The 13,835-nt window shown below is 47.2% G+C and carries 12 protein-coding genes; 3 read left to right on the top strand and 9 right to left on the bottom strand.

Features of this window, described 5'->3' with window-relative positions; genetic code table 11:
* Positions 1 to 17 precede the first annotated feature (17 nt).
* Genes I2E69_RS13365 through I2E69_RS13375 form a run of 3 tightly spaced genes read left to right on the top strand, consistent with a single transcriptional unit; the run spans position 18 to position 4,492 of the window.
* Positions 18 to 1,028 carry an efflux RND transporter periplasmic adaptor subunit gene (locus tag I2E69_RS13365; protein ID WP_195461729.1) on the top strand — a complete coding sequence of 337 codons (1,011 nt, stop codon included), beginning with the start codon at positions 18 to 20 and terminating at the stop codon, positions 1,026 to 1,028.
* 15 nt (positions 1,029 to 1,043) lie between these two features.
* Positions 1,044 to 4,184: an efflux RND transporter permease subunit gene (locus tag I2E69_RS13370; RefSeq protein WP_195461730.1), complete on the top strand. Its 3,141-nt coding sequence runs from the start codon at positions 1,044 to 1,046 to the stop codon at positions 4,182 to 4,184.
* A gap of 14 nt (positions 4,185 to 4,198) precedes the next feature.
* A complete protein-coding gene (locus I2E69_RS13375) occupies positions 4,199 to 4,492 on the top strand; it encodes a PG0541 family transporter-associated protein (protein WP_195461731.1) in 294 nt (97 codons plus the stop codon).
* Between the two features lie 580 nt (positions 4,493 to 5,072).
* Here the strand turns inward: I2E69_RS13375 and rfbB are convergent.
* From rfbB to I2E69_RS13420, 9 genes are all read right to left on the bottom strand, one after another.
* The gene (rfbB, locus tag I2E69_RS13380) at positions 5,073 to 6,128 is read right to left on the bottom strand and encodes a dTDP-glucose 4,6-dehydratase (protein ID WP_195461732.1); all 1,056 of its coding nucleotides are present in this window, start codon (positions 6,126 to 6,128) and stop codon (positions 5,073 to 5,075) included.
* An 82-nt stretch (positions 6,129 to 6,210) separates the two neighbouring features.
* Positions 6,211 to 7,113 (bottom strand): glucose-1-phosphate thymidylyltransferase RfbA, encoded by a 903-nt coding sequence (gene rfbA / locus I2E69_RS13385; protein WP_195461733.1) that lies wholly within the window; start codon positions 7,111 to 7,113, stop codon positions 6,211 to 6,213.
* A gap of 11 nt (positions 7,114 to 7,124) precedes the next feature.
* Complete coding sequence (locus I2E69_RS13390) at positions 7,125 to 8,108, bottom strand: MraY family glycosyltransferase (RefSeq protein ID WP_195461734.1); 984 nt, start codon at positions 8,106 to 8,108, stop codon at positions 7,125 to 7,127.
* A 26-nt stretch (positions 8,109 to 8,134) separates the two neighbouring features.
* Complete coding sequence (locus I2E69_RS13395) at positions 8,135 to 9,094, bottom strand: NAD-dependent epimerase/dehydratase family protein (RefSeq protein ID WP_195461735.1); 960 nt, start codon at positions 9,092 to 9,094, stop codon at positions 8,135 to 8,137.
* A gap of 28 nt (positions 9,095 to 9,122) precedes the next feature.
* Entirely contained in the window at positions 9,123 to 10,058 is a 936-nt protein-coding gene (locus tag I2E69_RS13400; protein ID WP_195461736.1) for a nitroreductase family protein, read from the bottom strand.
* Positions 10,052 to 10,495, bottom strand: coding sequence for an adenylyltransferase/cytidyltransferase family protein (locus tag I2E69_RS13405; protein WP_195461737.1), 444 nt, complete (start codon positions 10,493 to 10,495; stop codon positions 10,052 to 10,054). Before I2E69_RS13405 ends, I2E69_RS13400 begins: the two co-directional genes overlap by 7 nt.
* 64 nt (positions 10,496 to 10,559) lie before the next feature.
* Positions 10,560 to 11,060: an adenylyltransferase/cytidyltransferase family protein gene (locus I2E69_RS13410; RefSeq protein WP_195461738.1), complete on the bottom strand. Its 501-nt coding sequence runs from the start codon at positions 11,058 to 11,060 to the stop codon at positions 10,560 to 10,562.
* Positions 11,057 to 12,298, bottom strand: a complete 1,242-nt coding sequence (locus I2E69_RS13415; protein WP_195461739.1) for a hypothetical protein — start codon at positions 12,296 to 12,298, stop codon at positions 11,057 to 11,059. Before I2E69_RS13415 ends, I2E69_RS13410 begins: the two co-directional genes overlap by 4 nt.
* Positions 12,299 to 12,313: 15 nt before the next feature.
* Complete coding sequence (locus I2E69_RS13420; RefSeq protein WP_195461740.1) at positions 12,314 to 13,726, bottom strand: lipopolysaccharide biosynthesis protein; 1,413 nt, start codon at positions 13,724 to 13,726, stop codon at positions 12,314 to 12,316.
* Positions 13,727 to 13,835 lie beyond the last annotated feature (109 nt).

Raw genomic sequence — 13,835 nt, forward strand, 5'->3', positions numbered from 1 at the left:
AAACAGGATAAGAACGTATGAAAAGATTCGTGATTTTAGGAATTGCCGCCGCTACGATTGTCGGTTGCACGGGTAAAAAGAACGCCGTCGTTACGGAAGACAAAGGCGTGCTGACCAAGAGCGCCGTCGCCGAGGAGGCTACGGTGCGGCTGACGGAGGTTTTCACCTCCGAGATCGAACCCTACAAGGAGAACGACATCACTCCTGCGGCTTCGGGCGTACACATCGACAAAATCATGGTCGAGGTGGGCGATCCGGTGCGCGAGGGCCAGTTGATCGTGTCGCTCGACCCCACGCAGTACACCCAGCAGTTGGTGCAGTTGAAGACCGTCGAGGACGACTACAACCGCCTGCTGCCCGTCTATGAGGCGGGAGGTATCTCGGCCCAGCAGATCGAACAGGCCAAGGCTCAGTTGGACGTGCAGCGCGAGGTGGTCGCCAACCTCAAGAAGAATATCGAGGTGCGTTCGCCCATTTCGGGCGTCGTCACGGCCCGCAACTACGAGTCGGGCGACCTGTTCGCCCAGCAGCCGATCCTGCACATCATGCAGATCGACCCGCTGAAGGTCATCGCCAATATTTCGGAGCAGTATTTCCCCAACGTGAAGGTCGGGATGCCGGTGAAACTGACTGTCGACATCTTCCCCGACGAGGAGTTTACGGGGACCGTGTCGCTGATCTATCCGGCGCTGGACCCCACGACCCGCACCTTCAAGGTCGAGGTCAAGGTTCCCAATGCCAAGCGCACGCTGCGTCCGGGCATGTATGCCCGCACGACCTTCGACATGGGCAGCAAGCAGGGCGTGATGGTTCCCGACGTAGCCATCCAGAAGCAGGTCGGCTCGGCCGAGCGTTACCTCTATGTCATCGTGGGCGATTCGGTTGCCGCCCGCCGTTCGGTGGAGGTGGGCCGTCAGATCGGCGGCAGCGTGGACATCCTGCGGGGCGTCGAGCCCGGCGAGCAGGTGGCTGTCACCGCGCTGTCGAAACTCTTCGACGGGGCCAAAGTGGAAGTTAAGAAAGACTAAAAAAGACCCTTTTCAATGAAAATATACGAAAGCGCGGTCCGCAAACCGATCTCTACGATCCTGCTGTTCGTCGGCGTGATGGTCATGGGCCTCTTCTCGCTGATGAACCTGGCGGTAGACCAATATCCCGAGATCGAAATACCCCAGATTTCGGTCATCACCTTCTATCCGGGCGCCAATGCCGCGGATATCGAAACCAACATCACCCGTGTGCTCGAGGACAACCTCAACACGGTGAGCAACCTTAAGAAGCTGACTTCCAAGTCGCAGGATAACGTCTCGATGATCACCGTCGAGTTCGAATACGGTTCCGACCTGAGTGAAGGGGCCAACGAAATCCGCGACGTGGTGTCGCGTGTGCAGTCGATGCTGCCGGACGACATCGACTATCCGACGATCTTCAAGTTCTCGACCTCGATGATTCCCGTGATGATGATCGCCGTCACGGCCGAGGAGAGTTATCCGGCCCTGAACAAGATTCTCGACGACAAACTGGTCAACGTGCTCAACCGCGTCGACGGCGTCGGCGCCGTGTCGATCATCGGTGTGCCCGAACGCGAGGTGCAGGTCAACGTCGATCCCGCCAAACTCGAAGCCTACAACCTGACTGTTGAGCAGTTGGGCCAGATCATCGCCGCCGAGAATGTCAACATCCCCAGCGGTACGATCGATATCGGTAACAATACGTTCAATATCAAGGCCGACGGCGAGTTCAAACTCTCGGACGAGCTGCGCAAGGTCGTGGTGTCGAACGCCGGAGGCCGCACGGTGAAACTCTCCGACGTGGCCCAAATCCGCGATACGCTCGAAAAAGCGACGATGGACGAGCGCGTCAACGGCCAGTTGGGTGTGCGCGTGATGTTCCAGAAGCAGTCGGGCGCCAACACCGTGAATATCGTCCACGAAATCCAGTCGCGCCTGCCGGAGATTCAGAAAACCCTCCCGAAGGATGTCAAGATGGAGCTTATCTTCGAGGGCTCGAAGGAGATCACCGACGCCATCGGATCGCTTTCGGAGACCATTCTCTACGCCTTCATCTTCGTGGTGTTGGTGGTGATGGTGTTCCTCGGCAGGTGGCGTGCGACGATGATCATCTGTATGACGATCCCCGTGTCGCTGATCTGTTCGTTCATCTACCTGTTCGCTACGGGCTCCACGCTGAACATTATTTCGCTCTCGTCGCTCTCGATCGCCATCGGTATGGTCGTCGACGACGCGATCGTGGTGCTCGAAAACATTACGACGCATATCGAACGCGGTTCGAACCCCAAGGAGGCCGCCATCTACGCTACCAACGAGGTATGGCTGTCGGTTATCGCCACGACGCTCGTGGTCGTTGCGGTGTTCCTGCCGCTGACGATGGTCCCGGGCATGGCGGGTATCCTGTTCCGCGAACTGGGCTGGATCGTGACGATCGTGGTCTGCGTTTCGACCCTGGCGGCTATTTCGCTGACCCCGATGATGTCGGCCTACATGCTCAAACTCGAGGGCGGCGTGCACGACTACAAGGGCCTCGGCGTGATCTACAAACCCATCGACCGGGCGCTTGCCTGGCTGGACGGCGCTTATGCCCGTTCGCTCAACTGGGTCGTACGCCACCGTCGTATCACCTTCTTCTCGATGATGTCGATTTTTATCGTGTCGCTGGGTCTGCTGACGCAGGTTCCGACGGAGTTCTTCCCTCCTTCGGACAACAACCGTATTTCGGCTACCGTCGAACTGGAGCAGAATATCGCCGTGGAATATACGGCGCGTATCGCCCGTCAGATCGACAGCATCATGTATGCGAAATACCCCGAAATCGTACTCGTGTCGGCTTCCTCGGGCGCCAACTCTTCCGACGACGCCTTTGCGGCGATGCAGACCACCGGTTCGCATATCATCAACTACAACGTGCGCCTGTCCGACGTGGAGGAGCGCGACCGCTCGATTTACGTCATCTCCGACCTGCTGCGCGAGGAGCTCGACAAGATTCCCGAGGTGCGCCAGTATACGGTGACCCCCGGCGGTATGTCGGGCAGCATGAGCGGTTCGGCGACCGTGGATGTCAAGGTCTTCGGCCATGACATGGACGTTACGAACGCCATTGCCAACGACCTGAAGGAGAAGATGGGCGAACTGAACGGTGTACGCGATGTGAAGCTTTCGCGCGACGACCTTCGCCCGGAGTACAACGTCGTCTTCGACCGCGACCGCCTGTCGTATTACGGCATCAGCAGCGCTACGGCGTCGCAGGCCGTGCGCAACCGCATCGACGGTCTCGTGGCTTCGAAATACCGGGAGGACGGCGACGAGTACGACATCGTCGTGCGCTATGCCGAGCCGTTCCGCAACCGTATCGAGGACGTGGAGAACATTACGCTCTACAATGCGCAGGGCCGCCCCGTGAAACTCAAAGAGGTGGGAACCGTCGAGGAGGAGTATGCCGCGCCGATGATCGAGCGCGAGAACCGCCAGCGCGTCATTTCCGTCAAGTCGACGCTGGGAGCCGGCGTTGCGCTGGGCGACGTGGTGGCCGAGGTGAACCAACTGATCGGCGAATATCCTACGCCCGACGGCGTGGACCTCGCAGTGGGCGGTACGGTCGAGGATCAGGGCGACGCCTTCTCCGACCTGGGAACGCTGCTCATCCTGATCGTCATCCTGGTTTATATCGTGATGGCCACGCAGTTCGAGTCGCTGAAATTCCCCTTCATCATCATGTTCACCATTCCGTTCGCTTTTACGGGTGTGTTCCTCGCGCTGTGGATGACCTCCACGCCGCTGTCGCTGATCGCCCTGATCGGAGCCATCATGCTCGTGGGTATCGTGACCAAGAACGGTATCGTGATGGTGGACTACATGAACCTGCTGATCGAGCGCGGCTCGGGCGTCTTCGACGCGGTGATCGCCGGCGGTAAAAGCCGTCTGCGTCCGGTGCTGATGACTTCGTTTACGACCATCCTGGGTATGTTGCCGCTGGCAATCGGCACGGGAGCCGGATCGGAGACCTGGCAGCCGATGGGTATCGCCGTGATCGGCGGTCTCACGTTCTCGACGATCCTGACGCTGTTTATCGTTCCGGTGCTCTACTCGATCCTCGTCAACCGCTCGCAGCGTAAGGAGAAGGAGAAGCTGGCGCAACTGGCTGCCAAACACCAGGCAAGCAACCATTAATTGAAATTACGACTATGAAAGCAGTATTTTTGTCATACAACCAGGCGCTGACCGACCGCGTGAACGCCATTCTCGACGAGCAGGGCATCCGCGGCTTCACCAAATGGGCGCTGACCCAGGGCCGCGGTTCGGTCGACGGCGAACCCCACTACGGCACGCATGCGTGGCCCTCGATGAACGCTTCGATCCTGGCTATCGTCGACGATGCGCAGGTGGCTCCGCTGATGGATGCCTTCCGTGAACTGGACGCCGCGACCAAGATGCAGGGTTCCCGGGCGTTTGTCTGGAACGTCGAAAGCGGTTTCTGATTCCGCTGATTGCGGCCGCCTGCCGCATATCCCCCGAACGGGGCGGATGGAGAGTGTACACGAAGTACTATCATCCATTCATTTTCAGATAGAGTTGTAACTTAAAAGGTTACAACTCTATCTGTATATAGCAAGTAATGATTAGGAAACAGCACAACCAACGAGGAAAGCATCTTCGTTATCGACACTCATCCCCAGTTTGTTTTGCGTAAGGCTACTCTGTGAATGGTTGCTTTTGTGCATGTCAATAGGTTCGTTGTTGAACCAATATATACTGTCATTCAAATTGAACATGTCTGGAGACATGGAAGGTTTGAAGTTGAAGACCGAGATGTTGAAGATTCACAGGGTCTTGGATGAGTAAAGATATCCCGTTAGCCGCATGAAACTCAATGCTCATGCTTAGGTCAATAGCCGGTTCTTCCTAGGCAGGCTTACTCTTGCGAACTCGGTGAAGATTGATCGGATTCACCGAATCAGTACAGCTCGAACTCAACTAAATGAACTCATCATGAGATTCTCCGAATGCACACCCTAAAGATAGCAAAAATCCCGGCTCTTATGAGCCGGGATTTTAAATCTAGCGGGTTTTATACATTTCCTCATAGTAACGTTTATAATCGCCTGAAGTAATATTATCCAACCACTCTTGATTGTTCAAATACCACTTGACGGTTCTTTCAATACCTTCTTCGAATTGAAGGCTCGGTGACCATCCAAGTTCCTTGTGCAATTTCGTCGAGTCGATTGCATATCTCAGATCATGACCTGCGCGATCGGCAACATAAGTGATAAGATGAGTACTCGTCCCCTCCGGATTGCCTAAAAGGTTGTCGACTGTTTTTATAAGAATATTGATAAGGTCGATATTTTTCCATTCGTTGAATCCTCCGATATTATAGGTCTCTGCGATTCTGCCTTCATGGAAAATAAGGTCGATCGCGCGCGCGTGGTCCTCGACATAAAGCCAATCCCGGATATTTTCACCTTTACCGTAAACCGGCAGCGGTTTACGGTTGCGAATATTGTTGATAAACAATGGGATAAGCTTTTCTGGAAATTGATAAGGACCATAGTTGTTCGAACAATTCGTTATGATTGTCGGGATTCCATAGGTATCGTGGAAAGCACGGACAAAATGGTCACTACTTGCTTTGCTTGCACTATATGGACTGTGCGGCTGATATTTGGTCGTTTCGACAAAGAATCCGCCGTTCATTTCGAGTGCGCCATAAACTTCATCGGTGGAAATATGGTAAAACAACTTATTTTCCCAATTTCCGTTCCAATGGCTTTTTGCGGCCTGTAACAGCGAAAGGGTTCCGAGGACGTTCGTCTCGGCAAATGTGAACGGGTCCTTAATACTACGATCGACATGACTCTCGGCTGCAAGGTGAATAACACCGTCGATGTCATATTTGCGGAATATATTCGATACGCTGCCGAAATCGCAGATGTCGCACTTCTCGAAATAATAGTTAGATTTATCCTCGATATCCTTCAAGTTGGCAAGGTTGCCGGCATAAGTCAGTTTGTCGAGATTGACAATCGTGTAATCGGGATATTTGTTGACAAAAAGTCTTACGACATGGCTGCCGATAAAGCCTGCGCCTCCCGTGATTAAAATATTTTTCATGGTTTATTATAATATCGTATTTCTGCTCATAATGCAATAGCTGTCTTTCCCTAGTTGTATCACCGGGGGAGGGCTGAATACCTCAGTTGCTATTTCTTATTTTGGACTGGATTTGACTGGCTATTTTTAATAAGTATTGGCCATATTGATTTTTCTTCATGGGTTCGGCAAGCCTCAAAAGGTCTTCGTTTGTTATCCAGCCTTTCCGCCATGCGATTTCTTCCAGGCAGGAAACTTTTAAACCTTGGCGATTTTCGATTACCTCAATAAACGTAGAAGCTTCATACAAGGATTCGTGTGTACCTGTATCAAGCCAGGCAAAGCCTCGGCCGAGTTGTTGCATCCTGAGTTCTCGGTCTCGCAAAAACCAGTCGTTGACGGCGGTGATTTCCAATTCACCCCTTGCCGACGGTTTGATACTTTTGGCAACTTCAACAACTTTATTCGGGTAAAAATAGAGCCCGACCACCGCGTAATTGCTTTTGGGCTCCTGTGGTTTTTCTTCGATACTCAGAACATTTCCGGCTTCATCTATTTCCGCGACACCATAGCGTTTAGGATCATTTACCCAATAACCGAATATTGTCGCTATATTATGCTGTTCGGCATCTTGTACGGCGAGTTCGAGCATAGGACGAAATCCCTGGCCGTAGAAAATATTATCGCCTAGCACAAGACAAACGGAATCATTGCCAATAAACTCCTCCCCGATAATAAATGCTTGGGCCAATCCGTCGGGAGAAGGCTGTTCGGCATATTGGAACCGGACACCGTAGTTACTTCCGTCCCCCAGTAAATGCTTGAACATCGGCAAATCGAAAGGTGTCGATATAATCAATATATCGCGTATGCCGGCCAGCATTAAGGTCGAAATTGGATAATAAATCATCGGTTTGTCGTAAATAGGTAGCAACTGTTTGCTGACCCCCAAGGTAATGGGATATAACCGCGTTCCACTTCCCCCGGCTAATACTATGCCTTTCATGTTAGGTTCGTTTATGATTGTTTCAACGTTTTGAGATATTCGGTATGCAAGTGGTAGTATTTCGTTATAAACAGCGCATATGTTACGCATAACACAGCAAGTACGATCGAAAGATACAGCCAGCCGTTTATCGGCAACCAAATGATACCGGCAGAAACGACTGCTTGAATAATCATATAGATTGCGGACACCCGAACATGTGATATATGCAGTTCATTGGCCATAAGTTGGTAAGCATGTTTCCGATGCGCTTGCCCTATGTTTTCTTTAAGTATTATTCGGTGGATAATAGTCAGGATAGAATCAACACCGTATACGGAAAGAAATACGATATACCATAAATCGCCGGTTTGGATGATTAACTGCCCGAGCAGGAAAATAATTATGAATGAAATTCCGATAGAGCCCACGTCGCCTGCAAAACATTTGGCTTTTGTCCGGAAGTTGAAAAAACAGAAAACCAAGACACCGAGGATAGCGGAGATTATCAAAGATTGCTCGACAAACGGCATACGGGCATTTACGATTGCCAGGGAGAGCAATACGATCAAACTGTAACCGCCTGTTATACCGTTAATACCGTCCATGAAGTTATAGGCGTTGATGATTCCCGTGCAGAAAATTACAGATACAATAACGATCCACCAAGAATCCGAGACAAGGATTCCCCATTGGTAAAATAATAGTAATATTGACACGAATTGAATCGCAAGTCTTATGGAATTGGAGACGGAACGAATGTCGTCGATAAAACTAATTGTACAAATTGAAATTAAGCCAACAAGAAACCACAAATAACTAACGCCGAAAAACACAGCTTGAATCAGCATCGAAATTGGGAAAATGATACCCCCGCCCCGGAGTGTAACCCGCTTATGGGAACTCCTCTGATTCGGTTTGTCGATGATATTGAAGTGGTCGGCTAAGCGGAAATAGACAAGTTCGAACAGGACCAACAAAGTGGCAATTACACCGTACAGTAAACGATATTCCATAGCAAGAAATTAATAGCTGGAAGAAGTTATTTGAGGGTTGTAAAACTCCGGATCGTTTTGGCAAGACCGTCGCAAGCACGGACTGGCATTGAGTCGACGCCGAGTGCCCGTTTGATTTTTGTATTCGCAACAACATAATTCTCAGTCAGCTTATTAAGGCGGAATGTGTTTAAGGGCAAATGCAACACATCGCCTATTTTCGCACAACTGATGATAAAACCTTTGGGAAGACGCCAGATATGGGCTTTCCGACCAAGCGCAGTGCACATTACATCGATAAGTTCATTGGTCGACAGCGCTTCATCGTCTGCCATATTGTATACGCCGCTTTCTACATTTTTTTCGAGCAGGCCGTTTATCGCGAAGTTCAGATTATCTACAGATGTAAACGTTCGTTTATTCTCGAATTTGCCCAACGGCCAAGGAATACGTTTATCGACGACCTTGAATAAAAGGTTCAAATTCCCTTTATTGCCCGGGCCGTGAATCATACAAGGACGAAGAATAATTATCTGGCGATTGGCATATAGTTCGGGGGTTGTATTTAAAGCCGCTTGGATATATTCTTCAGCCTTCACCTTGCTTGTCCCGTATGGACCTACAGGACATGTCTTGACATCTTCGGTCAGGATATCGCCAGGAACCCGATCGACAGCGGCTTTGACAGAACTGAAAAAGATAAACTTGGTTGCCTCCGGCCGGGCGCTGAAATAGTTGAATATTTTTTGAGTCAATCCGGTGTTGATATCGAAATAGGCTTGTGCCTGGAGCCTGTTTTTCGTATCATGGGCTTTGCCGGCCAAGTGGATTATTGCATCGACAGTCGGAATTTTTCCCTCTTCCAGGTTTTCCCATGAAAAAGTCTTGACAACGCCTTTTTTTTCGGGGGCGACAATGTCCAGTCCGTAAATCAGATGGTTTGCGGACAGCGCATGAACCAAATTGGAGCCCACAAAACCGTGAACGCCGGTGATTAGAATTGTCATGATATTGATGGCTAGATAGGATCTTTGCTTATATGATCGTTATGGTTTCATCGAGTGATTTACGCCGACTTACCGGAGCCGTAAATTCCGATGGATAGTTCCCTACGAGTAATTCCAATATTATTTTTTCCTGTCTGGGGATGCAACAAGTCTTCCGTATGATTTTGTTGAGCGGAGTTCTGTCGATCAGGTCCTTCCTCATGATACAGCATCCTATACCGAACGTATGGAGGGCTAGGGTCAAATAACCGGCAAATATGGACGCGCTAACGATCCAATCATTGAATTCATAAATGTCGTATGCGGAACAATCGGCTGTTATGAATATGTGTTTGGGTGCGCCGTAATCGTTTGCAGAATCTCGGTTCAGCGCTGTTGCGAGTTTTCGGTCATTGATGATGTATATATGAGACGGTTGTCTATTGCAGGCACTCGGAGTACAGAGGGCTAACTGGATTGCTTGCAATAATTGATCGTCATTAATGTCACCGGTAAAAGTGCGGATGCTGTGTCTCGACGTAAATAGCCGTGTAATAAGAGGAATAGATGCCGAAAAATCTTCTTTGTTTACAGATAGGATTCCCCCGAAATCATCATTTGTTGAGAATCCTTTTATGGATGATGCGTTGTAGTATGTTATCAGTTTATTCAATTTCGTTCTATCTGTTTCGATTTTTTCCTTGAACGAAATGAATTTTCTGATTGTTGCCACCCCTGTTTCGATTGCGAATCTTGCCCCGGCATCAGTAGCGACCGCCTTACCGGACAGTTGGTCGATTGCCCGTAACAGATTTAGAGCTCTGTCGAAGCCTTTGCCGGCAATCTGATTTGAAAGACACATGCTCTTTTCCAGCCTGTGTGTTTCGATTAATATGCTGCTTAATTCGTTCTTAGGCCGCATGTACTTTAACATGCGCCATTCGTCGATGAGGTGAGACAGGTAAAACTTGATTGTGCTTAACATAACTCACCTTTTTTATCCATATATGCCGCTAAAGCCTCTTTAAGAAATGTCGACGATGTTCCAGGAGTATGAGGCAAAAAGATTACATCTACTCCGACTTGCCTAAATTCTTCGACTATTTTATTGTACATTTCGCTGTTTTCCCAATCGGAGCCGTGAAACATAACGTCGAAATGCAAGTTATTCCATGCGTCTATCTTATTCATCGAAGTTTGGGCTAGTGCTTTGTCTACATATTTGATAGATGAAACGATATCCAGTCTCTCGTTAAATTTGATAATCGGAGTTTTGTGTTTATATTCTTGTACTAACTCATCTGTACTTACACCGACTATTAGGTAATCGCACAGAGCTTTTGCTTTTTTTAGGATATTCAAATGTCCGATATGAAACATGTCAAATACACCCGTAGTGTATCCGATTTTGTACTTTGCCATTATGCTGCCTCTTTATTTATTATTAGATTATTAACTGAAAAAAGAGGCGGTATAATCCGCAAACCTAAAGATCCCCCCCCCTCAATGTGCCGGTTACCACATCGGCAATATTAGAGGTCCTATTTTCATCATTTTGATCCGATTGTTTGTCGAGAAGGTTTCTTAATTCTGTACTCGATATGCCGTTCGTATGGGGTAAATAGACAATCTCAACACCAATAGGGGTAAATTCCTCTTCGTATTTTTTCCATTGCGGAGTTCCTTGCCAGTCCGAACCGACGAACATCTTATCAAAATGATACTGATTCCATGCCCCAAGTTTGTTTTTATCAAACTGTGGAACGACTTCATCGACATATTTGATCGCTTTGATAATCTCGCATCGTTCTGAAAATGGAATAATCGGGGTCTTGTGTTTGTCCTGTTGCACCAATTCATCCGTAGAAACTCCAACTATTAAATAATTACACAGTTGTTTGGCATTTCGCAAGATATTCAGGTGTCCGATGTGAAACATATCGTACACCCCTGTTGTGTAACCGATTATTGGTTTCGATTCTCTCATTTTATTTTTCTTAAAATATCCATTATTGTTTGCATATTCTCTCCACCCAGACTCTTGCCCAAAAGAGCGTATATTTTGTATTTGAATCCTTTTTTTTCGATATCAGAGGTGTCATAATATTGATTTCCTACAGAGTTCATTGCTAGTTTTAATTGTCTCGCGAACTCCGCATGCATCGTGTTTTTGTATCTTACATATTGGTCGTCGCCGGTATATTTGATACTGATTTTGTCGTCAAGGATATCTTTTAAATAATCGAGTATGGTTTTGCCGGGAACCGGATTAAACATGCTGTCTACTTCTGGGATGAAATTATAACCGATAACGCCTGCAGGTTCGCTGGTTACTGGATGGACTTTAATAGTCGGCTTGTGTTCCAGATATGTTACATCTGCCGCCCCGCTTGTAGAGATAAAAACATCGATGTTTTTGATCAGATCACGCGGGATAGGATACATCAGTCCGGTGATAATCAATTTGACATTATTGCATCGTGTTACGATGTCCGATATTTTTTTGCGAACGCTTTTCTGCGACGTTCCCCCAATTAAAACCAAGTTGTATCGCTTATCTGGATGTTCCTTGAAGAAACGCGATAATAATTTCAGCATCGGAATAACAAATGGTTTTTCCAACCGTCCGATACTCCCGATTGTCAACGCGTTATCCGTATCGAATTTATCAGAAACGGTGTTTGGGACATCGTCGACAACATTATTGCAATATGCCGAAAACTTGCTCCAGGAATGCGGCGTAAGCAAATCGTCTTTTAGCATCATGTTAACGGAGCGATCCGTAATTCCGGCCAACTCCTGACGATCGTATTTAAATCGCAGAAACTTGATCTCGTCTTTTGAGTAGTCGTGTACTTCCTGTACATTTAATACAATATGTCTTCCGTTATATCTGCGAGCGAGCAATTCGCCCCATTTGGCTTCATCTATGCCGTCCGACTCGATAATACAGTTATCATCAGGACTGAAATGTATTATCCGAGTAATCTTATCGATTGTCCTGAGCCTCTCTTTTTTTGTAAATAGACACGGAGGGTACATGACATTGGGAATTATCATCGATTTGTATTTCGCCAATCCGGCAATCATGATCTTTCCCCGCATGCCCGATATTACATAGCAATCATGCCCTTGTTTTTCCAGAAAGGTTGTTTTGTTATACAGATATTGCTCCGAACCGCCGATATTGCATATGTTCATTGCAATAAAGATATATTTGCTCATTATTTGTGGCCGTTATTAATGTCTGAAGATCGGGATTGCATCCACCAGTCTGGATATCACATACCTACAATGACCTCCATTGCGGTATATCATATACCAGATCAGATTATAGATCACGGCAAACGATGTGGCGCAAACTATGAATAGTACGATATTGTGAATATGAATCATATCCATAATAAATTTCATGGACAGGAATAATACGGAAATAACCAAGATGTATTTGAACATTTGATAATAGTAGGACAGCACGCCGGTTCGGCCACCGATAATCAAATAGGCATCAACAATTCCCAGTGTTAAAAGACGTGCGAGGATAGTTGCGATAAATAATCCGCTTACTCCTATTAATTTGTAAAATATGACTGAGAATACGATGTTTAGTATGGATGCGACAAGCGGGGCGTAGCGCCCTTTTCTGAATACGCCGAGCGCATATCGGTATGTTGTGGAAATCGAATGCGTATCCTGAACAAAATACAGGGCTCCGATGACAATTACCACATTATAGTCTACGATACAATCCTGCCCGAATATGATGGCTACAAACTGATCTGCAAACAAAAAATATCCAACTGCAAAAAAACCGGTAATCCATACTGTTACAAAAAGAGCCTGGAAAAATGTATTTTTACAATCTGAAGAGGATTCTATTGCCCTTTTATTTCCAACACTTGCGGAAAACGCAGAAGTCAGTTGCGTTACGACACCGGATAATGTGCTTAGAATCAATATATAATTTGCAATCTTGCCGAGAAATACCAGACCACAATAATAACTGATGAAAATATTGCTGACGTAATTCAAAAAAGAACTTCCCACTTTGTACAGGAACATCGCCCGAACATCTGTAAAAAGTGCATATTTATTCTCCCGGGATATCTTTCGGGACGGGGTTTTTAGATAAGGATATTTTTTATTGGTTATATATGTTGCTAAAAGGTTATTGGATAATGAAAAAATAATTTGAACGACTAAAAATAAGTAATAGTCTTTCCATACGAACAATATGACGATTTGCAGTATTACTTGGGCAATATGGCAAACTTGGTAAATAATTTTTTCGATGTATTGATTTTGGTCTGCAATCAGGAGCGTTTTAGGTGCGGCATACAGGTATGTACAAGCGGTCGTTATGAGTGTCAGAATATACATCACATATATATTCTCCCTTATGCCGTCGTTTGCCGTGACGAATTTGTCGAGAAAAGGGATGACTATTATACCTATAGCGAAAATGGCGCACGCTATATAGTTATATATTTTTTTATAATAAGAAATGAAACTTTTGATTTTCTCGGTGTCATGGTCTGCAATCGGCTTATATAAACTGAATACAATTGCATTGCCTATGCCCAATTCAACAAACGAAAGCATGCTGACGATACTCGAGAAAAGGGAATTGACACCAACATATGCCAATCCCATGGATGCTATCAAAGCTTTTCGGCAGGCGAATCCGAGAAGTATGGTAATGCATTGACATACTACGGATACAAATGCATTCCTAAAAATATTATATGTTCTTGATTCTGAC

Origin of the sequence: Alistipes sp. D31t1_170403_E11 (genome assembly GCF_015553985.1) — a bacterium.
Classification (GTDB): domain Bacteria; phylum Bacteroidota; class Bacteroidia; order Bacteroidales; family Rikenellaceae; genus Alistipes; species Alistipes montrealensis.

Excerpts from the sequence above, each read along its gene's own strand:
- I2E69_RS13365 (WP_195461729.1), top strand. The coding sequence starts at position 18 with ATGAAAAGATTCGTGATTTTAGGAATTGCCGCCGCTACGATTGTCGGT.
- I2E69_RS13370 (WP_195461730.1), top strand. The coding sequence starts at position 1,044 with ATGAAAATATACGAAAGCGCGGTCCGCAAACCGATCTCTACGATCCTG.
- I2E69_RS13375 (WP_195461731.1), top strand. The coding sequence starts at position 4,199 with ATGAAAGCAGTATTTTTGTCATACAACCAGGCGCTGACCGACCGCGTG.
- rfbB (WP_195461732.1), bottom strand. The coding sequence starts at position 6,128 with ATGAAAAATATTTTAATCACGGGAGGCGCAGGCTTTATCGGCAGCCAT.
- rfbA (WP_195461733.1), bottom strand. The coding sequence starts at position 7,113 with ATGAAAGGCATAGTATTAGCCGGGGGAAGTGGAACGCGGTTATATCCC.
- I2E69_RS13390 (WP_195461734.1), bottom strand. The coding sequence starts at position 8,108 with ATGGAATATCGTTTACTGTACGGTGTAATTGCCACTTTGTTGGTCCTG.
- I2E69_RS13395 (WP_195461735.1), bottom strand. The coding sequence starts at position 9,094 with ATGACAATTCTAATCACCGGCGTTCACGGTTTTGTGGGCTCCAATTTG.
- I2E69_RS13400 (WP_195461736.1), bottom strand. The coding sequence starts at position 10,058 with ATGTTAAGCACAATCAAGTTTTACCTGTCTCACCTCATCGACGAATGG.
- I2E69_RS13405 (WP_195461737.1), bottom strand. The coding sequence starts at position 10,495 with ATGGCAAAGTACAAAATCGGATACACTACGGGTGTATTTGACATGTTT.
- I2E69_RS13410 (WP_195461738.1), bottom strand. The coding sequence starts at position 11,060 with ATGAGAGAATCGAAACCAATAATCGGTTACACAACAGGGGTGTACGAT.
- I2E69_RS13415 (WP_195461739.1), bottom strand. The coding sequence starts at position 12,298 with ATGAGCAAATATATCTTTATTGCAATGAACATATGCAATATCGGCGGT.
- I2E69_RS13420 (WP_195461740.1), bottom strand. The coding sequence starts at position 13,726 with ATGGGATTGGCATATGTTGGTGTCAATTCCCTTTTCTCGAGTATCGTC.